General features: G+C 74.0%; 15 protein-coding genes. 10 read left to right on the top strand and 5 right to left on the bottom strand.

All coding sequences use genetic code 11. The features are described 5' to 3' along the window. From ACFY0I_RS32840 to ACFY0I_RS32810, 7 genes are all read left to right on the top strand, one after another. A partial coding sequence (locus tag ACFY0I_RS32840) for a condensation domain-containing protein (RefSeq protein ID WP_388902553.1) occupies positions 1-2,145 on the top strand: 2,145 nt, incomplete at its 5' end. Positions 2,146-2,165: 20 nt separating this feature from the next. After that, positions 2,166-9,323 (top strand): amino acid adenylation domain-containing protein, encoded by a 7,158-nt coding sequence (locus tag ACFY0I_RS32835; RefSeq protein WP_388902566.1) that lies wholly within the window; start codon positions 2,166-2,168, stop codon positions 9,321-9,323. 122 nt (positions 9,324-9,445) lie between these two features. Then, positions 9,446-10,270 (top strand): 2,3-dihydro-2,3-dihydroxybenzoate dehydrogenase, encoded by an 825-nt coding sequence (locus tag ACFY0I_RS32830; RefSeq protein WP_388902552.1) that lies wholly within the window; start codon positions 9,446-9,448, stop codon positions 10,268-10,270. 137 nt (positions 10,271-10,407) lie between these two features. Further along, the gene (locus ACFY0I_RS32825; RefSeq protein WP_388902550.1) at positions 10,408-11,634 is read left to right on the top strand and encodes an isochorismate synthase; all 1,227 of its coding nucleotides are present in this window, start codon (positions 10,408-10,410) and stop codon (positions 11,632-11,634) included. Then, the gene (locus ACFY0I_RS32820) at positions 11,631-13,307 is read left to right on the top strand and encodes a (2,3-dihydroxybenzoyl)adenylate synthase (RefSeq protein ID WP_388902548.1); all 1,677 of its coding nucleotides are present in this window, start codon (positions 11,631-11,633) and stop codon (positions 13,305-13,307) included. The genes ACFY0I_RS32825 and ACFY0I_RS32820 overlap by 4 nt, the downstream gene beginning before the upstream one ends. A 66-nt stretch (positions 13,308-13,373) precedes the next feature. Beyond that, the gene (locus tag ACFY0I_RS32815; protein WP_388902547.1) at positions 13,374-14,006 is read left to right on the top strand and encodes an isochorismatase family protein; all 633 of its coding nucleotides are present in this window, start codon (positions 13,374-13,376) and stop codon (positions 14,004-14,006) included. Positions 14,007-14,227: 221 nt separating this feature from the next. After that, entirely contained in the window at positions 14,228-14,722 is a 495-nt protein-coding gene (locus tag ACFY0I_RS32810; RefSeq protein ID WP_388902545.1) for an anthrone oxygenase family protein, read from the top strand. An 8-nt stretch (positions 14,723-14,730) separates the two neighbouring features. Here the strand turns inward: ACFY0I_RS32810 and ACFY0I_RS32805 are convergent, their stop codons facing one another. From ACFY0I_RS32805 to ACFY0I_RS32795, 3 genes are all read right to left on the bottom strand, one after another. Further along, positions 14,731-15,774 carry an AraC family transcriptional regulator ligand-binding domain-containing protein gene (locus ACFY0I_RS32805; protein WP_388902544.1) on the bottom strand — a complete coding sequence of 348 codons (1,044 nt, stop codon included), beginning with the start codon at positions 15,772-15,774 and terminating at the stop codon, positions 14,731-14,733. Between the two features lie 274 nt (positions 15,775-16,048). Further along, positions 16,049-16,804: a helix-turn-helix domain-containing protein gene (locus ACFY0I_RS32800; protein WP_388902542.1), complete on the bottom strand. Its 756-nt coding sequence runs from the start codon at positions 16,802-16,804 to the stop codon at positions 16,049-16,051. Between the two features lie 654 nt (positions 16,805-17,458). Continuing rightward, on the bottom strand, positions 17,459-18,358 hold the full coding sequence (locus ACFY0I_RS32795) for an SDR family NAD(P)-dependent oxidoreductase (protein WP_388902540.1): 900 nt from the start codon (positions 18,356-18,358) through the stop codon (positions 17,459-17,461). Between the two features lie 89 nt (positions 18,359-18,447). Here ACFY0I_RS32795 and ACFY0I_RS32790 point away from each other — a divergent pair, with 89 nt between their 5' ends. Beyond that, positions 18,448-18,915, top strand: a complete 468-nt coding sequence (locus ACFY0I_RS32790; protein WP_388902539.1) for a MarR family winged helix-turn-helix transcriptional regulator — start codon at positions 18,448-18,450, stop codon at positions 18,913-18,915. Positions 18,916-18,965: 50 nt separating this feature from the next. Here ACFY0I_RS32790 and ACFY0I_RS32785 read toward each other — a convergent pair whose 3' ends face one another. After that, on the bottom strand, positions 18,966-19,649 hold the full coding sequence (locus ACFY0I_RS32785) for a TetR/AcrR family transcriptional regulator (RefSeq protein ID WP_388902537.1): 684 nt from the start codon (positions 19,647-19,649) through the stop codon (positions 18,966-18,968). A 64-nt stretch (positions 19,650-19,713) separates the two neighbouring features. Here ACFY0I_RS32785 and ACFY0I_RS32780 point away from each other — a divergent pair, with 64 nt between their 5' ends. Beyond that, a complete protein-coding gene (locus ACFY0I_RS32780; protein ID WP_388902535.1) occupies positions 19,714-21,324 on the top strand; it encodes an FAD-binding oxidoreductase in 1,611 nt (536 codons plus the stop codon). A gap of 83 nt (positions 21,325-21,407) precedes the next feature. Here ACFY0I_RS32780 and ACFY0I_RS32775 read toward each other — a convergent pair whose 3' ends face one another. Further along, complete coding sequence (locus tag ACFY0I_RS32775; RefSeq protein WP_388902533.1) at positions 21,408-21,764, bottom strand: hypothetical protein; 357 nt, start codon at positions 21,762-21,764, stop codon at positions 21,408-21,410. A gap of 220 nt (positions 21,765-21,984) precedes the next feature. Between ACFY0I_RS32775 and ACFY0I_RS32770 the strand changes: the two genes are divergently transcribed. Continuing rightward, positions 21,985-22,881, top strand: coding sequence for a DUF4344 domain-containing metallopeptidase (locus ACFY0I_RS32770; RefSeq protein ID WP_388902532.1), 897 nt, complete (start codon positions 21,985-21,987; stop codon positions 22,879-22,881). Positions 22,882-22,902 lie beyond the last annotated feature (21 nt).

Here is a 22,902-nt window from a genome sequence, read left to right as displayed (position 1 = left end):
GACCTCGCCCAATGGCTCCCCAACGGCCACCTCCACTACCTCGGCCGCACCGACGACCAAATCAAACTCCGCGGCTTCCGCATCGAACCCGGCGAGATCGAAGCGGTGCTCGCCTCCGCGTCCGGCGTGGAGCAGGTCGCCGTGCTGGTGCGCGAGGACGTTCCCGGGGTGCACCGCCTGGTGGCGTACGTCGTCCCGGCGCCCACGGCCGCCGTCGATCAGGACGCCCTGCGCGCCCTGGCCGCCGCCCGGCTCCCCGAGTACATGGTCCCGGCCGTGTTCGTACCCCTGGAGCGGCTCCCGTTGTCGCCCAACGGGAAGCTCGACCGCCGGGCCCTGCCGGCGCCGGTGGCGCCGGCCCGACCCGTGGCGGTCGCGGTCGCGGTGGAGCCGTCCGGTCCGGCCGGCAGCGCCGAGGACCTGCTCGCCGCCCTGATGGCGGAGGTGCTCGGACTGCCGTCGATCGGCGCCGAGGAGAACTTCTTCGAGCTCGGCGGTGACAGCATCGTCTCCATCCGGCTGGTGGGCCTGGCCCGCAGGGCGGGCCTGACGGTGTCCGCCCGGCAGATCTTCCAGCACCCGACGCCGGCCGCTCTCGGTGAGGTCGCCACCTGGCGCGCCGACGCGTCGGCGGCCCCGGTCCGGGCCGCGGACGGCGGCCCCGGCCCGCTGCCGCTGCCGCCGGTCGCGCAGTGGCTGGCCGCGCGCGGCGGCCCGTTCGCCTCGTTCGGGCAGGCCCGGCTGGTGCTGCTGCCCGCCGGGGTGGCGCACGCGCACCTGGCGACCGCGTTGCAGTCCGTACTGGACCACCACGACGGGTTGCGGCAACTGCTGACCGTGCCCCGGCCGGGGGTGTGGAGCGCCGAGGTGCGGCCGGCGGGCTCGGTGACGGCGTCGGTCGTGATGGAGCGCGTGGACGCGTCCGCGGCCGGCGACGCCGAGCTGCGCGAGCTGGTCGCCGGGCAGTCGGCGCGACTGTCGGGGCTCCTCGACCCGGTGGCCGGGACGCTGGTGCGGGCCGTTCACCTCGACCGGGGTCCCGGCGCCGCCGGGCGGCTGCTGATCGCCGCGCACCACCTGGCGGTGGACGAGGTGTCCTGGCAGATCCTGCTGCCCGATCTGCGGTCGGCGTACGAGCAGGCGGTCGAGGGCCGGGTGCCGGTGCTGGAACCCGTCGGGACCTCGCTGCGGACGTGGACCACCCACCTGCTGGCCGAGGCGCAGCACCCCCGACGCACCGCGGAGCTCGACCGCTGGCTGGCGGCGGCGCCGGGCGGGCCGCTGCTCGCCGACCGGCCGTTGGACCCGGCCCGGGACACGGCGGCGACCGCCCGGGCGCTGACCGTACGCCTGTCGGCGCAGCGCACGGCGCCACTGCTGCAAGCGGTGCCGTCGGCGTTCCACGGGACGGTCGGCGACACGCTGCTGACGGCGTTGTCGTTGGCCGTCGGCGAGTGGGCGGCCCGCCGAGGGCGGTCCGGTGGGCGGGGGTTCACCGTCGACCTGGAGGGTCACGGCCGGGAGCAGGAGCTGCTGCCGGGCGCCGACCTCACCCGTACCGTCGGGTGGCTGACCAGCATCCATCCGGTGCGGCTGGCGGCGTCCTCCTACGATCCGGCCGCCGTGCTGGACGGGCGGGAGGACGCCGGGACCGCCCTGAAGGAGGTCAAGGAGCTGCTGCGCGAGGTACCCGACGGAGGCATCGGCGCCGGTCTGCTGCGGTACGGGAACCCGGCGACCGCCGCGCTGTTCGCCGCCACGGGCAACGCCGAGATCCTCTGGAACTACCTGGGCCGGCAGACCGGCGCGGACCCCTCGGCGTGGGGTCCGGCCGCGGAGGCGCGGGCCCTGTCGGGCCGGCCGCATCCGGAGCTGCCGCTGTCGCACGCGTTGGAGATCAACGTCGAGATCGTCGACGGCGCGGACGGTCCGGAGCTGGTCGCCGTGTTCGTCAGGGCCGGTGAGGCCCTGCCCGAAGAGACCGTCGCGCTGATCGCCGACCGCTGGTCGGTCGCGCTCGACACCCTCGCCGCCTGGGCATCCGGCGGCACCACCGCGGGGCACACCCCCTCGGACCTCGACCTGGTCGAACTCGACCAGGACCAGATCGCCATGCTCGAAGAAATGTGGAGGGCCCAGCAGTGACGCAGGCTCGTATCGAGGACATGCTTCCGCTGTCCCCCTTGCAGCAGGGCATGCTGTTCCATTCCGTGTACGACCGCAGCGCCCCGGACGTGTACACCGTGCAGGTGTCGGTGTCGCTGGGCGGGCCGGTCGACGCCGACCGGTTGGAGCGGGCGGCGACGGCGCTGCTGCGCCGGCACCCGAACCTGCGGGCCGGGTTCTGGTACGAGGGCGTCCCGCAGCCGGTGCAGTTCGTACCGGCCGAGGTGACGTTCGCCCTGGACCGGGTCGACCTCTCGGACGACCCGTCCCCGTCTGCGGTCCGTCGGGTCGAGCGGGCCGAGTTGGCGCGCCGGTTCGAGCTGCACCGGCCGCCGCTGCTGCGCCTCGCGCTGGCCCGGCTGGGGCACGAGGAGCACCGGCTGGTGATCACGGTCCACCACATCCTGGTCGACGGTTGGTCGATGCCACTGCTCGTGGCCGATCTGCTCGCGCTGTACGACCGGGACGGCGACGCGGCCGGGCTGTCTCCCGTACGCCCGTACCGGGACTACCTGAAGTGGCTCAAGCGGCAGGACTCCGGCGCCGCCGAGTCGGCCTGGCGCTCGGCCCTGGCGGGGGTGGACGGGGCGACGCTGGTGGCGCCGGCCGACCCGGCGCGGACGGCGGTGCGGCCGGGTGTGCACCGGTTGGAGCTGAGCGAGGCGGCGACGGCGCGGCTGACGGCGACGGCCCGCAAGCTGGGCACCACGCCGAGCACCGTGATCCAGGCGGCGTGGGGCCTGCTGCTCGGGTCGTTGACGGGCCGTCAGGACGTGCTGTTCGGGCTGACGGTGGCGGGCCGGCCGGAGGAGATACCGGGCGTCGAGTCGATGGTCGGACTGTTCATCACCACCGTCCCGGTGCGTCTGGCCGCGCGCCCCGGGGAGAGCGTGGCTCAGGTGCTGCGCCGGTTCCGGGACGAGCAGAACGCACTGTTGGCCCACCACCACCTGGGGCTGCGGTTGATCCAGAAGCAGGCCGGTGGCGGAGAGTTGTTCGACACCCTGGTCGTCATCGAGAACTACCCGGTGGATCCGGCGGCCCGGCCGGCGCTCTCCGACGGGGTACGGGTGACGGGCGTCGAGGCCCGTGACGGCACCCACTACCCGCTGACGCTGGCGGTGTCCCTGGACGAGCGGGCCGAACTGGCCCTGGAATACCGGCCCGATCTGCTCACCGGTCGTACCGTGACGGTCCTCGCGGAGCGGTTCGCCGACCTGTTGGAGCAGGTCGCGGCCGATCCGGAGCTGCCGGTCGGCTCCCTGGAGCTGCTGACGCCCGCCGAACGGGCCGAGCTGGTGGCCGGTTGGCACGGCGCCGTGCGCGACGTCCCCGCGGGGACGGTCGCCGACCGGTTCGCGGAGCAGGCGGCGGCCACGCCGGACGCCTGCGCGGTCGTCGCCGGGGAGCGGCGGCTGACGTTCGCCGAGCTCGACGAGCGGGCCGGTCGGCTGGCGGCGCTGCTCGCCGCGCGGGGTGCGGGCCCGGACACGGTGGTGGCGCTGGCCGTGCCCCGGTCGGTGGACTCGGCCGTGGCCGTGCTCGCGGTGCTGCGGGCGGGTGCGGCGTACCTGCCGCTGGACCTGGACCATCCGGCGGACCGGCTGGCGCTGATGCTCGGCGACGCGCGTCCACTGTGCGTGGTGACGACCGGCGCCGCGGTGGGGCTGCTGCCCGCCGAGGACGGCTCCGGGCCGGACCGGATCGTGCTCGACGCGCCGGGCGCGGAGCGTGAACTCGGCTCGTACGCAGCGGATTTCCCGGTGGTGGCGGTGGACGGGGCGCACCCGGCATACGTGATCTACACCTCGGGTTCCACCGGTGTGCCCAAGGGTGTGGTGCTGACGCACGGCGGCCTGTCGAACCTGTACGCGAACCACCTGGCCGAGATCCTCGGGCCGGTGGTGGCGGCGGCCGGCGGCCGGCGGCTGCGCGCCCTGCACACGGCCTCGTTCAGCTTCGACACCTCCTGGGAGCAGCTGTTCTGGTTGATCGCGGGCCATGAACTGCACGTCCTGGACGAAGTGGGTCGCAGGGACGCCGAGTTCACCGTGGAGTACGTCCGCGAGCGGCGGATCGACGCCATGGACGTGACGCCGACCCACGCGCAGGCGCTGCTGGAGTGGGGGCTGCTCGACGCGGCACACCACCGGCCGGGTCTGCTGCTGCTGGGCGGTGAGGCGGTGCCGGAGTCGGTGTGGAGCGAGGTGCGATCCGCTCCCGGGGTGATGTCCGTGAACCTGTACGGTCCCACCGAGTACACGGTGGACGCCCTCGCCGCCGACCTGTCCGTGTCGCGGACGGCGGTGGTGGGACGGCCCATCGGCAACACGGCGGCGTACGTCCTGGACGGGGCGCTGCGTCCGGTGCCGGCGGGCACGCCGGGTGAGCTGTACCTGGCCGGTCACGGCATCGCCCGCGGCTACCTGGGCAGACCGGCGTTGACCTCGCAGCGGTTCACGGCCGACCCGTACGGGCCTGCCGGCAGCCGGATGTACCGCACGGGCGACCTGGTGCGGTTGCGGCCGGACGGGGAGCTGGAGTTCCTCGGCCGGGCCGACGACCAGGTCAAGATCCGCGGGTTCCGCATCGAACTCGGTGAGGTGGAGGCCGAGTTGAGCGCCCTGGACGGGGTGGCGGGTGCGGCGGCCGTGGTCCGGGAGGACACGCCGGGGGTGAAGCGCCTGGTGGGTTACGTCACCGGGGACGTCGACCCGGTGGAGGCACGGGAGCGGTTGGCGGCGCGGCTGCCGGATTACCTGGTGCCGGCGGCGGTGGTGGTCCTGGAGGCCCTGCCGGTGAACGTCAGCGGCAAGCTGGACCGGGCCGCGCTGCCCGCTCCGGCGCTCGGTGGGGCGGCCCCGTCGCGGGCGCCGCGCACGCCCGCCGAGGAGCAGCTGTGCGCGGTGTTCGTCGAGGTCCTGGGGCTCGAATCCGTCGGGGTGGAGGACGACTTCTTCGCGTTGGGCGGTGACAGCATCGTCTCGATCCGGCTGGTGGCGCGGGCCCGCAAGGAGGGCCTCGTGCTGACCCCGCGGGACGTGTTCGAGCACCGTACTCCGGCCCGGCTGGCGGGTTCGGCGGGGACCGCCGGGCAGCCGGCGGTGGAGCTGCCGGCCGCGGACGGGCCGCTGGTGGAACTGACCTCGGAGCAGCGCGCCGTGCTCGACGGGGTGTTCCCGTCGGGCGAGGAGGTGTTGCCGCTGGCCCCGCTCCAGGAGGGCCTGTACTTCCACGCGGTGTACGACGACCACGCCTTGGACGTCTACCTGATGCAGAACTTCGTCGAGCTGCGGCACGCGGTGGACGAGGGGGCGCTGCGGGCGGCGTTCGAGACGCTGTTGGGCCGCCATCCGCACCTGCGGTCGGGGTTCTGGCACGAGGGTCTGCCGGGTCCTGTCCAGGTCGTGCCCGGCCGGTGGGAGCTGCCCTGGCAGGTCGTGGACCACACCGGACTGGATCGGGACGGGCAGGACGCGGCGCTGCGCGCCTTCTCGCTGGCCGACGCGGCCACCCGGTTCGACCTGGCGGCGCCGCCCCTGATGCGGGTGAGCCTGCTGCGGTTCGCCGAGGACCGGTGGATGCTGTGCGTGACGCAGCACCACATCCTGACGGACGGCTGGTCGGAGTCGCTGTTCTTCGAGGAGTTGTTCGCGCTGTACGGGGCGCGCGGCGCCGCGCTGGAGGAGGCCGCGCCGGTGACTCCGTACCGGGAGTACCTGCGGTGGCTGGCGGCCGTGGACACGGACGCCTCGGTGGGGGCGTGGCGCGCGCACCTGGCGGGTCTGGAGCAGGGCACCCTGGTGGCGCCCGCCGACCCGGCGCGGACGCCGGTGACGGCGGAGGTCGTGGACCTGTCGCTGGACGAGGCGACGAGCGATCGGCTGCGGGTCTTCGCGCGGGGCGCCGGGGTCACCCTCAACACGGTGCTGAGCACGGCCTGGGCGATGGCGCTGTCGGGGATGACGGGCCGCGACGACGTGGTGTTCGGCGCCACCGTCTCGGGCCGCCCCGCCGACCTGCCCGGTGTGGACCGCATGATCGGCATGTTCATGAACACGCTGCCGTTCCGGGTGGCGCTGCGGCCGGGCGAGCGGCTGCGGGACCTGCTGGTGCGGGTGCAGGGCGAGCACGCCGCGCTGTTGCCGCACCACTACGTGGGGTTGGGTCCGGTGCAGCGGGACACGGGCATCGGGCAGCTCTTCGACACCCTGTACGTCTTCCGGAACACGCCGCTGGACGACGCGGCCCGCGAGGCGGCCGTCGCGGAGCACCAGATCGGCTGGACGCACAGCGTGGACGGCACCCACTATCCGCTGACCCTGGCGGTCACCCCGGGCCGGTCGCTGGAACTGACCCTGGCCTACCGCCCCGACCTGTACGACGAGGAGACCGCGCGCGGCCTCGCCGGGCGGCTGGGCCTGCTCGTGGAACAGTTGGCCGACGGCGGGGCGCTGCCGGTGGGCCGGCTGGCCACGCTGACGCCCGAGGAGCGGGCGGCCGAACTGGCCCGCGGTGACGAGACGGGCCGGCCGGTGCCGGACACCACCGTGATCGACCTGTTCGCGGAGCAGGCGGCACGGACCCCGCACGAGACGGCGCTGGTCTTCGAGGACGAGCGGCTGACCTACGCGGAGCTCGACGGTCGGGCCAACCGGCTGGCGCGCGCCCTGGTGGCGCGGGGAGCCGGCCCGGAGCGGGTGGTGGCCCTGGGGCTGCCCCGCTCGGCGGACTTCGTCGTCGCGCTGTTCGCCGTACTGAAGACGGGGGCGGCGTACCTGCCGCTGGACCTCGACCACCCGGTGGACCGGTTGGCGACGATGGTCCGCGACGCGGGCCCGCTGTGCCTGGTGACGACGGCTCCGGTGGCGGGCCGGGTCCCGGTCGTGGAGGGTGCGCCGGCCCTGGCGCTGGACGACCCGGCGACGGTGGCCGAGCTGGCGGCGCTGTCCGGCGCCGGGCTGTCCGAGGAGGAGCTGATCGGCCGCCGGGACGGCAGGCATCCCGCGTACGTCATCTACACCTCCGGTTCCACGGGACGCCCCAAGGGCGTCGTGGTGCCCTACGCGGGTCTGACGAACATGCTGCTCAACCACCGGGAGCGGATCTTCTCGCCGGCGGCACGGCTCGCGGGGACGCGTCGGATGCGGGTGGCGCACACCGTGTCGTTCGCCTTCGACATGTCGTGGGAGGAGTTCTTCTGGCTGGTCGACGGGCACGAGGTGCACGTGATCGGCGAGGGGCTCCGGATGGACCCGGCCGCGCTGACGGCGCACTACGACCGGGTGGGCATCGACGTGGTGAACGTGACCCCGTCGTACGGGCAGCAGCTGATCGAGGCCGGTCTGCTGGACGCGGACCGGCACCGTCCCGCGCTGTTCCTGCTGGGCGGTGAGGCGGTGCCCGATTCCCTGTGGGCCCTGCTCCGGCGCACCGAGGGCACCATGGGCTACAACCTGTACGGTCCCACCGAGTACACGATCAACGCGCTCGGCGCGGACGTCGCCGACAGCGACTCCTCGTGCGTGGGCGGTCCGATCCGCAACACCCGCGCCTACGTGCTGGACGGTGCGCTGCGTCCGGTCCCGGCCGGGGTGTCCGGCGAGCTGTACCTGGCGGGTGCCGGGCTGGCGCGCGGGTACTTCGGGCGGCCCGCGCCGACGGCCGAGCGGTTCGTCGCCGACCCGTTCGGCGAGCCGGGCACGCTGATGTACCGGACCGGCGACCTGGTGCGCCGGCGGCCCGACGCCCGGCTCGACTACCTGGGCCGGGCCGACGACCAGGTGAAGATCCGGGGCTTCCGGATCGAGCTCGGTGAGATCGAGTCGGCGGTCTCCGACCTGCCGGGCGTGTCCGCCGCGGCCGTCGCCGTGCACACCGGGGCATCCGGGGTGAAGCGCTTGGTCGCCTACACGGTGCCCTCCGCCGCGGGATCGAACGATGCGACCCGACTGCGGGCCGAACTGTCTTCCGCACTGCCGGAGTTCATGGTCCCGTCGACCTTCGTCGAACTGGCGGCGCTGCCGCTGACGGTGAACGGGAAGGTGGACCGGGCGGCGCTGCCCGCACCGGACTTCGGGGACGCCGGCGGCCGGCCGCCCAAGGACGCCCGGGAGGAACTGATCGCCGCCGTGTTCGCGGAGGTGCTGGGTCTGGAGCGGGTCGGCGCGGAGGACAACTTCTTCGAGCTGGGCGGGCATTCGCTGCTGGCGATGCGACTGGTCGGCCGGATCCGCGCGGAGCTCGGCATCCCGATCCAGGTGGCCACGGTGATGTCCGCCCCGACGGTGGCGGACATCGCCTCCCGGATCGGTGACGACGCCCGCCGCGACGCGCTGCGGATCCTGATGCCGCTGCGCGAACGCGGCACGGCGGCCCCGCTGTTCTGCTTCCACCCGGCCTCCGGCTTCAGCTGGCAGTACACCGGTCTGCTGCGTCATCTGGACGCGGACCGGCCGGTGTACGGCCTGCAGTCGCCCGGCCTGTCGGGTGCGCAGCCGGACGTCACGGACGTGGCGGGGCTGGCGGAGCTGTACCTGGAGCGGATCAGGACGGTCCAGCCGCAGGGCCCGTACCACTTCCTCGGGTACTCCTTCGGCGGGACGGTGGCGCAGACGCTGGCCGCGCTGCTCCAGGAACGCGGTGAGGAGGTCGCCTTCCTCGGGCTGCTCGACGCGTACCCGCCGGAGACCGACGACTGGGCGTACGTCGACGAGCCGGGCTGGCAGGAGCGGTTGGAGCGGGAGGAGAGCGGCTTCCTGCTGTCGGTGGCCGGCCTGTCGCCGGACGCCGCGCGGGGCGCCGACGGCGCCGCCCCGGACCGGTCCGAGGCCATCCGGGCGATCCGCGACAGCCAGGGCCTGCTCGCCGGCTTCGACGAGGCGCTGCTCGACTCGATCGTCGCCACCAACATGCACTGCGTACGGCTGCTGTCGCGCAGCCGCACCCGGCGCTACCGCGGTGACGTCCTGTTCGTCACGGCGGGCCGCAGCACCCCGGCCGCCGAGGCGCCGGGTCGGGTGTGGCCGCCCTACCTGGACGGGCGGATCGACGAGCACGTCCTGGACTGCGAGCACGACGAGCTGATGTCCCCGTCGGCGCTGGACCGGATCGGTCCGCTCGTGGCGCGGGCGCTGAACGCCTCCCGGCCCGCGTAACGCCCCCCGCGCCGGCGGGGGCCGGCCGGCCTGCTCGGACGGCCGTCCCCGCCGGCGGGGACGGGACGTCCCGTCCCCGACCCTCAACCTCCCGCTTCATCTCATCCCAGGAGGATGGACCCATGTCCGCTGCCACACCGACCGGCCGTTCCCGGCTCGACGGGCGGATCGCGCTGGTCACCGGCGCCGCGCGCGGCATCGGCGAGGCCGTCGCCCGCACCCTGGCCGGCCTCGGCGCCGAGGTCGCCGCGACGGATCTGCTCACCGACGGTCTCACCGCACTCGCGAACGACACCGCCCGGGAGGCGCGGGCCGCCGGCGGGGAGCGGGCGGGCCGCGTGCACGCGTACCCGTTGGACGTCACCGACCGCACGGCCGTCGACCTCACCGTCGCCCGCGTCGAGCGGGAACTCGGACCGGTGGACATCCTGGTCAACGTCGCCGGGGTGTTGCGCACCGCGCCCGCCGCCGAACTCACCGACGAGGACTGGGCCCGAACCTTCGCGGTGAACGCCACCGGCGTCTTCCACACCACCCGGGCCCTGGTCGCCTCGATGGCCCGGCGCGGCGGCGGCAGCATCGTCACCGTCGCCTCCAACGCGGCCGGCATCCCGCGCGCCCACATGGCCGCGTACGCCGCCTCCAAGGCCGCCTCCGTGATGTTCACGAAGTGCGTGGGACTGGAGTACGCGGGGAGCGGGGTGCGCTGCAACTCGGTCTGTCCCGGCTCCACCGACACCCCGATGCAGCGCGCCCTGTGGACCGACGCGGACGCGCCCCGACGGGTCATCGAGGGTGACCTCGCGAGCTACCGCACCGGCATCCCGCTGGGGCGGATCGCCGACCCCCAGGACATCGCCGACTCCGTCGCCTTCCTCTGCTCCGACCTGGCCCGGCACATCACCATGCAGGACCTCTACGTGGACGGCGGCGCCACCCTGCGCTGACCGCGCACCCGGCCCACCGCCACAGCCCACGCGTCCCGCCGCACGCCCCGTCCCGTCACCGCCGCCCGGCCGCGCGCACCGCGCGACGGCCGCCGCCCCGCGGGCCCCTCACCCCCCTTCCCCGAACAGGAGTCACCGTGCCGACGGTCCACCCAACCGCCAGCCCCACCGCAGCCGGCGTGCCCGCCCACCCCTCGGTGGGCGCCGCCACCAGCCTTCTCGACGCCTACCGGCCCGGACGGCGCTTCCTCGCCACCCCCACCCGCACCCTGCTCGCCGAGGGCGTGCACGCCGAGGTGCCCGACGACGGGCGGCCCCTGCCGGAGCGGGTCCGTTCCGCCGTTGCCCGGGCCGCGGGCAGCGGCCACGTCCGCCCGCTGGTGATGGGCAGCATCCCCTTCGCCCCGGACGCGCCCGCCGCCCTCGTCGTACCGCAGTCCGTGTCCGAGGGGCCGCCGCTGGTCGCCGACCCGCTCATCGCCCTGCCGCCCGAGCCCGCGTCCGGCGCCCAGTGGACGGTGACCCCCGTGCCGGAGCCCGAGGTGTACGGCAGGGGCGTCGCGGACGCCGTCCGGCGGATGCGCGCCGGCGAGTTCGACAAGGTGGTGCTCGCCCGCTCCCTGGAGCTGGCCTCCGACGCACCGCTCGACCTGCCCGCGATGCTCCAGCGGCTGGCCCGCCGCGACCCCGGCGCCTACAACTTCGCCCTGCCGACCGGCGCCGGGCGCACCCTCGTCGGCGCCAGCCCGGAGCTCCTCGTGTCCCGTCGCGGGGAGCGGCTCGTCGCCAATCCGCTGGCCGGGTCCGTCCCGCGCAGCGCCGATCTCGCCGAGGACGTCAGCCGCGCCGCCGCCCTGCTGCGGTCGGCGAAGGACCTGCACGAGCACGCCGTCGTGGTCGACGCCATGCGTCGGGCGCTGGCTCCGTACACGACCGACCTGGACGTGCCGGAGCGGCCCACGCTGATCCGTACCGCGACCATGTGGCACCTCTCCACCACCCTCACCGCCACCGTGGCGCACCCGGACCTGACCGCGCTGGAACTGGCCTGCGCACTCCACCCCACCCCGGCCGTCTGCGGTACGCCCACCGACGTCGCGCGCCGGGTCATCGGTGAGACCGAGCAGTTCGACCGGGGATACTTCACCGGGATGGTCGGCTGGCAGGACGCATCCGGCGACGGCGAATGGGTCGTCACCATCCGCTGCGCCGAGGCCGAGGAGGCCGGCGGTCCGGGTGGTGGCGGACGGCTGCGGCTGTACGCCGGAGCGGGGATCGTCGCCGACTCCCGGCCCGAGGAGGAGACCGCGGAGACCGCGGCGAAGTTCCGTACGTTCCTGCAGGCCGTGGGGGTCGCGCTGTGAGCACCGAAGCAACCGGGCCGGCCGCGGGAGCCGGCGCGCCCGAAGCGCCCGGCTGGCCGGCCGCGTTCGCCGACCGCTACCGGGCGGCGGGCTGGTGGCGCGGCGAGACCTTCGGCGGCATGCTCGCCGAACGCGCCGCCGCGCACCCCGACCGGATCGCGGTCGTCGACCCGCAGGGCGGCCCCGACGGCGGCCGGCGGGCCTGGACGTACGGCGAACTCGACGCGCGGGCGCTCCGGATGGCCGCCGGGTTCGCCGCGCGCGGCATCGGCGCCGGGGACAAGGTCGTGGTGCAGCTCCCGAACACCGCCGAGTTCTTCGAGGTCGTCTTCGCGCTGTTCCGCCTCGGTGCGCTGCCCGTCTTCGCGCTGCCCGCCCACCGCCGGTCCGAGATCGGCTACTTCTGCTCCTTCACGGAGGCCGTCGCCTACGTGATCCCGTCCGCGCACGCCGGTTTCGACTACCGCGAACTGGCCGCGCAGGTGCGCGAGGACGCGCCGCGGCTGCGCCACGTGTTCGTCGCCGACGGGGAGCCGGGCGCGTTCACCGCCCTGGCCGAGGTGCCCGAGGAGCCGGGTCCGGACTTCCCCGCGCACCGGCCGGGACCGCAGGACCTGGCGTTCCTCCAGTTGTCGGGGGGCAGCACGGGCGTGCCCAAGCTGATCCCGCGCACGCACGACGACTACCTCTACTCCCTGCGCGGCTCCAACGAACTCTGCGGGGTGGACGCGGACTCCGTCTACCTCGTGGCCCTGCCGGCCGCCCACAACTTCCCCCTCTCCTCCCCCGGTTCGCTGGGCGCGCTGTACGCGGGCGGTCGCGTGGTACTCGCCCCGCAGCCCGTGCCCGACGTGGCGTTCCCCCTCATCGAGGCGGAGGGGGTCACCATCACCGGGCTCGTACCGCCGCTGGCCCTGGTGTGGACGGACGCAGCCGGACGCACCCCGCACGACCTGAGCAGCCTGGAGGTGCTCCTCGTCGGCGGCGCCAAGTTCAGCGAGGAGGCGGCGCGCCGGGTGCGACCGGCCCTCGGCTGCACCCTCCAGCAGGTGTTCGGCATGGCGGAGGGCCTGGTGAACTACACCCGGCTCGACGATCCCGAGGAGCTGATCGTCACCACGCAGGGCCGGCCGATCTCCCCGGACGACGAGATCCTGATCGTCGACGACGAGGACCGTCCGGTCCCGGAGGGCGCCGTCGGCCACCTGCTGACGCGCGGCCCGTACACGATCCGCGGCTACTGGAACGCCCCGGAGCACAACGCCCGTTCGTTCACCGCCGACGGTTTCTACCGTACGGGCGACCTCGTACGGGCCACCCCGAGCGGCCACCTGGTCGTCGAGGGGCGGGCGAAGGACCAGATCAACCGGGGTGGGGAGAAAATCGCCGCGGAGGAGGTGGAGAACCACCTCCTGGCCCACCCGGCCGTGCACGACGCCAACGTCGTCGCCGAACCCGACCCCTACCTGGGCGAGCGGACCTGCGCGTACGTGATCCCGCGCGCGGACGCCGAGCCCGTCACGGGCGCCGCGCTGCGCCGGTTCGTACGGGAACGGGGGCTGGCGGCGTACAAGGTGCCCGACCGGGTCGTGTTCGTCACCGCCTTCCCCACCACGGGCGTGGGCAAGGTCTCCAAGAAGGACCTGCGCACCGGCGCGCCCGCCGGCGCCTGACCCACCGGACGCCACCGGATCCGCCCCACTCACCGAACCGCTTCCCGCACACCGATCGGAACTCCCATGGCCCTGCCCTCCATCGCCCCCTACCCGATGCCCACCGCCGCCGAGCTGCCCGCGAACCGGGTGGACTGGAAGCCGGACCCGCGGCGTTCGGTCCTGCTGGTCCACGACCTTCAGAACTATTTCCTGTCCGCCTACGACACCGCCCAGGAGCCCGTCACCGGGCTGCTCCGGCAGGTGTCCCGGCTGCGCGAGGAGGCGGCCCGGGCGGGCGTCCCGGTGTTCTGGACCGCCCAGCCGGGCGGCCAGAGTCCGCGGGAACGGGGCCTCCAGCAGGACTTCTGGGGTCCCGGGCTGCCGGCCGACCCCGAGGCGGAGACCATCGTCGCGGCCGTGGCCCCCGGGCCCGGGGACACCGTGCTGACGAAGTGGAAGTACAGCGCGTTCGTCCGGACCGACCTGCTGGAGCGGATGCGCGCCCTCGGCCGGGACCAGCTGGTGATCACCGGGGTGTACGCGCACATCGGCGTCATGATGACGGCGTGCGACGCCTGGATGCAGGACGTGCAGGCGTTCGTGGTGGCCGACGCGGTCGCGGACTTTTCGGCCGGGGAGCACCGGATGGCGCTGGAGTGGGCGGCGGGCCGCTGCGCGTACGTGACCACGGCCGACGGGGTCGCCGCGGCCTGGTGACGTTCGGCCGGGCGTTCCGGTGACACACGAAGACCTCCGCCGCGGTGGGTGCCCGGGCAGCTCCCACCGCGGCGGAGGTCTTCGCCGTGTCGCCGTGGCGCGATTGCGCGGTTGCGCCCGCGCGGCGGCCCGCCGACCTCACACTCCGGGGTGGTACTTCGTCGGACCACCCGAGAGCGGAACAGCTCCGCTCCGCGAGCACCGCACCGGAGACGCCCGACATGCGCATCAGACCCGTCCACGCCCTGGCCCTGCTGGCCACCGGCCTCCTCGCCGGTGCGTTCGGGTACGGGGCGGTCAACCTCGTGCCCACGTTCCGTGCCGTACCGCTCGACATGCGGCTGTCGTTCCACGCCGAGTTGATGAGGATGAACGGCATCACCATGCAGGCGGCGATGGCCGTCTCGGCACTGAGCTCCTTCGGCCTCGCCGCCCTGACCCGCGGTCGTGCCCGGCTGCTCGCGGGTGCGGCGGGCCTGTTGGTCGTCGCGTCCTTCCTGATCACCCGGCTCGGCAACGTACCGATCAACGGCCGGATCAAGGAATGGGCGCTCACCTCGGCCCCGGCCGATCACGCCGAGGTCCTGGGGCGCTGGGAACTGTTCAACGACATGCGCGCGGTGACGGCCCTCGTGGCCTTCGGGTTGCTGATCCTCCTGGCCGTCCGCCGGCCGCCCGCCGCCGCCCGCCCCGCGGCGGACGCGGCGAACGAGTGAGGGCTGGACTAGCCGCTGCGGAGTCGGCCGGCGCGGCGCAGGGTGGCGGGGGTGGTGCCGTACCAGCGGTGGACCGCACGGCGCAGGGCGCGGGCGTCGGCGTAGCCGCTCCGGGTGGCGACCGCGTCGAAGGTGAGGTCGGTGTCGTGGAGCAGGTGGGTGATGTGGTCCCGTCGTACGGCTTCGACCTCGGCGCTCCAGGTGGTGCCGTGTTCGTCGAGGCGGCGTTGCAGGGTTCGGGTGCTGAGGGCCAGGCGTCGTGCGACGTCGGTCAGCGTCGGCGCGCCCTCGTCGTGTGCGGAGACCAGGGCGGCGCGGAAGAGGTCCAGCCAGTCGCGCAGGGGTATCGCCGAGGCGAGGGTCCGGTCGGCGTGGTCGCGCAGGACGGCCGAAAGGCCGGGCTGGGCGTGCGGGTTCGGGGCCTTGAGGTCGGAGGCGAGGAAGGTGATCGAGCTGACCGGGGCCTCGAACTCGATGGCGCGGGTGCCGTACATCCGGGTCAGGGCGTCGTGCCGGCGGGGTGTCTCGGCGGCCAGCGCGACGTGGACGGGGACGAGGTCGCGGCGGGCGGCTTCGCCGAGCCGGCGCTGGTACACGCCCAGTGCGTACGAGCGGACCGCGCAGGCGGCCGGGTGGGACAGGTCGGACTCGTTGATGTGGCTGAGGGTGATCCGGTCGCCGTCCTCGGTGATCCGCAGGTTGTCGGTGCGGGTGTCGAGGACGGTGGACAAGTAGGTCGCCGCGTCCCGGATTCCTTCGAGCGGGGTGGCCGCGGAGGTGATCAGGTAGTCCCAGACCCCGAGGGTGCCGATGGCCGACTCCCGTGCCATCAGCAGGGACGTCTCGGTCCAGGGAGCCTGCCCCGTCGTCAGTTCCAGGACGCGGATGATCGAGGCGGCGGGCGTCCGGCACGCGTCGTCGTCGAGGTGCTCACGGGCCAGTCCCAGCAGGTGCGCATAGGTGTGCCGGGGTACGCCGACCAGTTGTGCGGCTTTGACGTTCAGTCGGGTGAGGGCGGACGAGGTCGTCCCCTGGTGTGCGTGTGAGACCACGAGGGCTGAGCATAGACCAGCGGGATTCGGCCAGTTCACGCCGGAGGTCGGCGCCCGGTGTCCCCTTCGTGGCGCGATCGGTCCCCCGTGGCGCGCGCGGTCCCCCGGCCGGCGCGAGCCGCCCTCGACCGGAGCTCGTTCGCGGTCCTAGCGTGGTGGTCGTTCGGATCACGGCGCCGGCCCGCGCGAAGGGCGGCACCGGCGGATCCGGTGAGGTGGATGGCGACGGTCCTGCCGTACGGGGGTCGGACGGACCGCGCCATTGCCCACGGGTTCAGGAGGACTGACGGGTGTACGAGCCCGGCGTCTCGCCGAAGTAGCGACGGAAGGCGGCTATGTAGCCGTTGACACTGGTGAAGCCCACCCGGGCGGCCACCGTGCCCACCAGGAGTCCCTGGGCCAGCAGTTCCAGCGAATGGTTCAGCCGCAGCCGGGTGCGCCACTCGGAGAAGGCCAGTCCGGTCTCGTCCCGGAAGGAGCGGCGCAGGCTGGTCGAGCTGGTGTAGCAGTCCCGGGCCCATTCGGTGGCGGTGCGCGGGTCGTTGGGCCGGCGGGCCAGCTCCCGGGCGACGGAGAGGGCGGCCCGGCTGACGGGTTGGGGCAGGGGCAGGGCGTCCGGGTGTCCCCCGCTCAGTGCCGCGAAGACGGCCGGATCGTTCGCGACGGGGTCGGAGCTGCGCATCCGGGCGAGCAGCAGGGTCCGTTGGGCCCCGGTGACGTTGATGACGGCGGGCCCGGGGTAGGGCAGGTGGTGCTCCGCGGGGTCGAAGGCCTCGACGACGATGAGGGAATCCGGTTCGAAGCGGGCGCTGTGCCACACCCCGGCGGGGATCCACAGGGCGACCGACGGGTCGAGTTGGTGCTCCTGCCGGTCGATGGTCACCTCGATCCGGCCCAGGGGAACGTAGAGGAACTGGTGGAACTCGTGCACGTGCAGGGGGTGGCCGCCCGCCGCGATGAAATCGTCGTCCACCACGGTCGCGGGCGTCCGGCCCGCGACGGGATCCCCGAGCAGAGCGGTTGTGGCCACGGGCCTACCTCCAGCACTGAAGCGCCCGGCCGTTCCGGGTCTCCGGGGACCGCAGCCGCCCCCTGGTCACGGGCGGGCCGGGCTCTCGACACCGAGCCACCCCCGCAAGTAAGGCTACCCTAAGTTCCGAGTTGGGCGGGGTGTCGTGCGGCCCCGGGCCCGGGCCCCGCCGGCCGCCACGGCCCCCGATCGAGGACATGGCCGCCGCGCCGGGCGGCGGCGTCGGGAGCCGGACCGCGCTCATCCCCCTGGACGGCGCCGACGGCTTCAACGAGGCCCGCTCCGGGCCGCCCGGGCATGCACGGTGAGCCGCCGGAGCGGAGCCGACACCCATGGGCACTCCCCGGCACGGCGGGAGACGACCGAGGCGCCCGTCACAGGACGTTCATCAGGATGATGGCCACGAGGTTCAACAGGATGACGGCGATGACGCCGCCCACGGCCATCCAGGCCCGTTGCGATTCGTCCATGCCCACGAGGCACCTCCCGGCTCGGGCGTGTCACCACGCGCGGCTCCGGCGGCAGCCGCTCGGAGCCGGTCCGCCCCCGGCCATCATGCCCCGGTTCCGCGCGGAGCACAGTTCGGCCGCCGGGGGCCGATCCGCCCGGGTCCGGCCCGGCCCGACTCCGCCGGGCCGCTCGCGGGACGGCCGGTCAGGAGACCCAGCCGGTGGTCATGCCGAGGACGGCGGAGCCGTCCCCGTCGGCCAGCTTCGTACCCGTGAAGTCCCGGGCCCACCGAGAGGTCTGGATGCGGAACGCGGGACGCTCCTCGGTCAGGGCCTCCATGACCGCCTCGGCCGCGCCGGCCGGGGTCTGGGCGCCGTCGAGGAACTGGCCGACCGTACGGTCGACGTAGCGGCGCATCGCGTCGGCGTACGGGCCGGCGGCCGCGATCCGGCCCTCGACGTCGAGTCCGATGTTGTTGACGAACTCGGTGGCCACGGCGCCGGGTTCGACGACGGACACGCTCACGCCGACGGCGCCCGCGACGGGCGCCAGGCTCTCCATGTACCCCTCGACGGCGAACTTCGCGGCGCAGTAGGCCTCGTTGAAGGGCTGGCCGACGACGCCGCCGACGCTGGTGACCGTGATCAGTCGACCCCCGGTGGCCCGCAGGTGCGGCAGGGCGGCCTTGGAGACGTTCAGTACGCCGAAGAAATTGACCTCCATGACCTCGCGGACGTCGGCGACGGTTTCGAGTTCGAGGGTCCCGACGTGTCCGGCGCCCGCGTTGTTCACGACGGCGTCCAGCCGGCCGTGGTCGGCGATCACTCCGTCGACCGCGGCGGCGACGGACCGCTCGTCGATGACGTCGAGCTGTCGGATGTCGATGTCCACGCCGGCTTCGGCGGCGGCCTCGCGCAGGGCGCCGGCCCGACCGATGTCACGCAGCGTGGCGATCGTACGCCAGCCGGCCCGGGCGGCCGCGATGGCGGCGGCCAGGCCGATACCGGAGGACGTTCCCGTGATCAGGACGGTGCGACGGGTGGCGTCCGGGGTTGCGGAAGCGGCTCCGGGAGTGGCTTCGGGGGTGGTGGGGAAGGACGACATGACGGTCACCTTTCACGGAACGTGATTTATGTGCGTGCACACACACCATAAAGTTATGTGCGTGCGCACGCAACCTCTAGACTGCCGACATGCCGAAGAAGCTCACCGAAGCCGAGATGTCGGCGGCCGACCACGCCTTCTACGGACTGGTCTGGGCCGGCACCGTGATGACCGACCGCGTCGACCGGGCCCTCATCAAGGCCCACGACCTTCCCGTGTCCTGGTTCGAGGTCATGCTGTGGCTGGCCTCCAGCCCCGAGCCCGTGCCCGCGTCCGTCCTGGGCAACAGCACCCTGCTCAGCCGCAGCCAGGTGTCGCGGGTCGTGGACGCCTTGCAGGCGCGGGGCCTGGTGACGCGCACGCCCTCGACCCGCGACGCCCGGTCGGTGGAGGTGTCCCTCACGGAGGCGGGGCGCACCGTGTTCGCCGAGGCCGACGCCACCCGCCGCGAAGCCCTCGCACCGGCCTTCACGGAACTCCTCGACGCACAGGACCTGGAGGCGCTGGGCACCGTGTGGCGCAAGCTCAAGGCCGCGAAGGGCGCCGAGGGCGCGTAGACCGAGCCCTCGGGTCCCGGGGCCGCCGGGGCCCCGGTGACGTCCGGGACCTAAAAGGCCTCGGAGCCGCCGGCGTCGGCGACATCGACATCGGCATCGGCATCGGCATCGACATCGGCGGTCGCGAGTCCCGCGGCGGCCGCGAAGAGTCGGGCGCAGCGCCGCGTCATGGCCTCGGGGGTCTGCTCCGGATGCTTGACCCACCAGCGCACGAGGGTGGCGACCAAGTCCCGCCAGACGTACTTGAGGGCGTCGGCGTCCAGCGGGTCGGTGGATCCGGTCGCGCGCAGCAGTTCGGCGGTGCCGCCCGCGGCGAGCCGGTCGATGGCCGCCCAGTACCGCGAGGCCCGCCGCACGGCCTCGCCGTCGGGCGGCAGGGTGGTGTCGTAGAGCACGAACCACGCCTCCCGCTGCCCCTCCAGGGCCGTGAACAGGGCGCGGAGCACGCGCAGGGGGGTGCTCGGCGAGGTCCCGTCGGGGCCCATGGCCGCACGGATGGTGGCGAGGACGCGGTCGCCGACGGGGACCAGGCAGGCGACGTAGAGGTCCTCCTTGGTGCCGAAGTACTGGTGCAGCAGCGTCTTCGTGACGCCCACCCGGGCGGCGATGGCGGGGAGCGAGGCGGCCGCGTAGCCGCGGGTTCCGAACTCCTCCGTGGCGGCTTCGAGCATCTGCTGCCGGCGGTGCTGCCGCGGGACTCCCTTGGTGCCGGCTTTCGATGGAGGGGTTGCCATGAACGGATATTATCAGTAAGTAATTTACCCCTAGGTAAATTCCTGCCACCTCCGGAGCGCATCCATGGCCGGCACCACCGTTCAGCCGACGTCCCGTACCCGCTCCTGGTGGGGCTGGGGCTGGGCGGACGCCCACCCCGACGACGCGGAGTGCGTGGCGATGGGCGCCCTGCTCCCCGGCACCCTCGCCCGGCCGCTCCCCGTGCCCCGCGTACGCGACCTGGACATCGCCGCTCCCGCCGTCGCGGCGCCGTCGAGCCTCGCCCATCTGGTCCGCGACGACCCGGCGGACCGCGCGGCGCACGCCATGGGCAAGGCGTACCGCGACGTCGTACGGGCCCTGCGCGGCCGGCCCGGCCGCATCCCGGACCTCGTCGCCCGCCCGACGGACGAGCAGGAGGTGGCCGACCTGCTGGACTGGGCCGGTGACCGGCAGGTCGCCGTCGTCCCGTACGGCGGGGGTTCCTCCGTCAGCGGGGGCGTCGAATACCGCGGCGACGCCCACCGCGCGGTGCTGTCCTTGGACCTGACGGCCATGGGCCGGGTCCTGGAGGTCGACACCGAGGGTCGGGCGGCCCGCATCCAGGCCGGCGCGCTGGGCCCGAGCCTGGAGGACCAGTTGCGGCCCCACCTGCTGACCCTGCGGCACTTCCCGCAGAGCTTCGAGTTCTCCACCCTCGGCGGCTGGCTCGCCACCCGGGCGGGCGGGCACTACGCCACCGGGCACACCCACATCGACGACTTCGTGCAGTCGCTGCGCGTCGTCACGCCGGCCGGCACCAGCGGCTCCTGGCGGCTGCCCGCCTCGGGTGCGGGCCCCTCCCCCGACCGTCTGTTCCTGGGCTCCGAGGGGGCGCTCGGCGTCATCACCGAGGCCTGGGTGCGCCTCCAGGAGCGGCCCCGCCACAAGGCGTCCGCCTCCGTGACCTTCACCGACTTCCAGGACGCGCTGCGGGCGGTGCGCGCCCTCGCCCAGTGCGACCTCTCCCCCGCCAACTGCCGGTTGCTCGACGCCGGTGAGGCGGCGCTGGCAGGGGCGGCTCAGGGTGACCGCGCCGTGCTGGTGCTGGGCTTCGAGTCGGCGGACGAACCGGTGGCCAGGCGGCTCGAACGGGCCGTGCGTCTCGCCCTCTCCTACGGTGGCCGGCGCGGCGGAGCCGGCGGCGGGTCGCCGGCGGCGACCCCGGGCGGCGACGCCGCCGTGCGCGCCTGGCGGTCCGCGTTCTTGCGGATGCCCTACCTGCGCGACGGCCTGGCCCGGATGGGAGCCGTCGCGGAAACGTTCGAGACCGCGGCGACCTGGGACCGGATACCGGGCCTGATCGACGCCGTGCGCACCGAGGTCGGCGCGGCTGCGCTCCGGGCCACCGGTCACCCCGCGACCGTCAACTGCCGCCTGACGCACGTGTACCCGGACGGCGCGGCGCCCTACTTCACCGTCCTCGCCGCCGGCCGCGCCGGTGACGAGGTGGCCCTCTGGGACGACCTCAAGGCCGTGGCGGGGGAGGTCCTGCACCGCTACCGCGCGACCATCACCCACCACCACGCCGTCGGCCGTGACCACCGCCCCGGCTACGACCTCCAGCGCCCCGAGCCCTTCGCCCTCGCGCTGCGGGCCGCGAAGGGGGCGCTGGACCCGCGCGGCATCCTGAACCCCGGCGTGCTCGTGGACTGAGCGGGGCCGAGGGGACCGGGTGGGGCCGAGGGGCTTCGCGGTCCGGCCGGCGGTCGCCCGCCGGTCGGGCCGTCAGTCGTCCGTCACCACGCCGACCAGGGCACGTGGCAGGTGTGGGGGCCGGCGCCTTCCGGGCACAGCCCCCTGATCACCGCCTTGCGGACCGCCCGGTAGGTGCGCAGCGAGCAGACCAGTCGGACGTGCAGTTCGACGGCCCGCCGCTCACCGGGGTCGGCGCCGGGATGCTCGATGGCCCACTGATCGACGAGGAACGAGTACGCCTCGGCCATCGACGGCTCACCGGCGGGGGACGTGCGTACGACGGCCTTGTCCGTGATGCGGGCCGCGCGGGAGGCGACGTGCCGGTCGATGATCTCCCCGACCCGGGCCAACCCCTCGGCGTCCGCGTACAAGCCGAACTTCACCCTGCGTGTCGCCACCGACCGCACCCTCCCCTTCTCGACGTCCCGCCAGGTCTTCACGTCCTGCACTCGACGCGCAGCGCCATGATCCCTCGGATGTTTCGTGGCGTCGACACCATTACGCAGCTCCGCGCAACCGCTCAGATCCCCCATCACCCGTCCGGTCCATCAGAATCGCCCGTCCGGCAGCCCTGCCGGATCGTGGCCCGTGGAATGCCGGACAGATCGGAGGTCTGCTGTGAACCGCTGGAGCAGTTCCCTCGCCGCCGTGACGGTGGCCGCGGCGTGGACCCTGTGCGTCGCGGCGCCGCCTGCCGGCTCCTCCGACGTCCCCGAGGGCGCGGCGCGCGCCGCCCGTGCCGTGCGCGCCGTCAGCCCCGAGCCGTCGGCCGCCGCCGAAGGAGCGTTTCTCGGCGCGTACGCGCCGATCGAGCAGCCGGACGAGGGCGCCGCGGCGCGCGGCCGGGAAATCATGCGGGGCGGCCGGTACCTGGAGGAGTACACGGAGCTGTCCAACGCCCTGCTGGCCATCCCGCAGGACATCACCGTCCGTGCCGCGCAGTGCGGCCACGCCAACGCCTCCTACCAGCAACGTCGGATCGTCCTGTGCTACGAGTACGCGGCCGAACGGGAGCGGATCTTCACCGAGGCCAACGCGGAGAAGGACGCCACCGCCCCCGGCTCCACCCACGACCCGGTACTGGCCGACGTCGAGGGGGCGATGCTGGGCACCTACTTCCACGAACTCGGGCATGCCGTGATCGACGTGTACGACCTGCCGACCACCGGCAACGAGGAGGACGCGGCCGACGAACTCGCCGTCCTGCTGCTCCTCGCGGTCGACCCGAGCGGCGACACCACGCGCAGCACCCTGTGGGCGAAGAAGCTGGCGGCCCGGGAGGAGGCCGGGGCCACCCCCGACTACTCGGACGAGCACGCCCTGAGCGGCCAGCGCTACTACAACCAGCTGTGCATGCTGTACGGCTCCGACCAGGTCAAGTACGCCTGGATCGTGTCCGAGGAATGGCTGCCGGAGCGGCGCGCGGGCCGCTGCGACGGGGAGTACCAACAGGCCCTGCACAGCTGGGGCCAGCACCTCGCCGGCCACTGGAAGAAGCAGCCGCCCCAGGAGTGACCGGCCTCCGCCCCCCGCCCG

This window comes from Streptomyces sp. NPDC001568 (assembly GCF_042893755.1).
Lineage (GTDB): Bacteria > Actinomycetota > Actinomycetes > Streptomycetales > Streptomycetaceae > Streptomyces.
The sequence above is the reverse complement of the archived record's forward strand: the minus strand, read 5'-3'. Positions and strand labels throughout refer to the sequence as shown.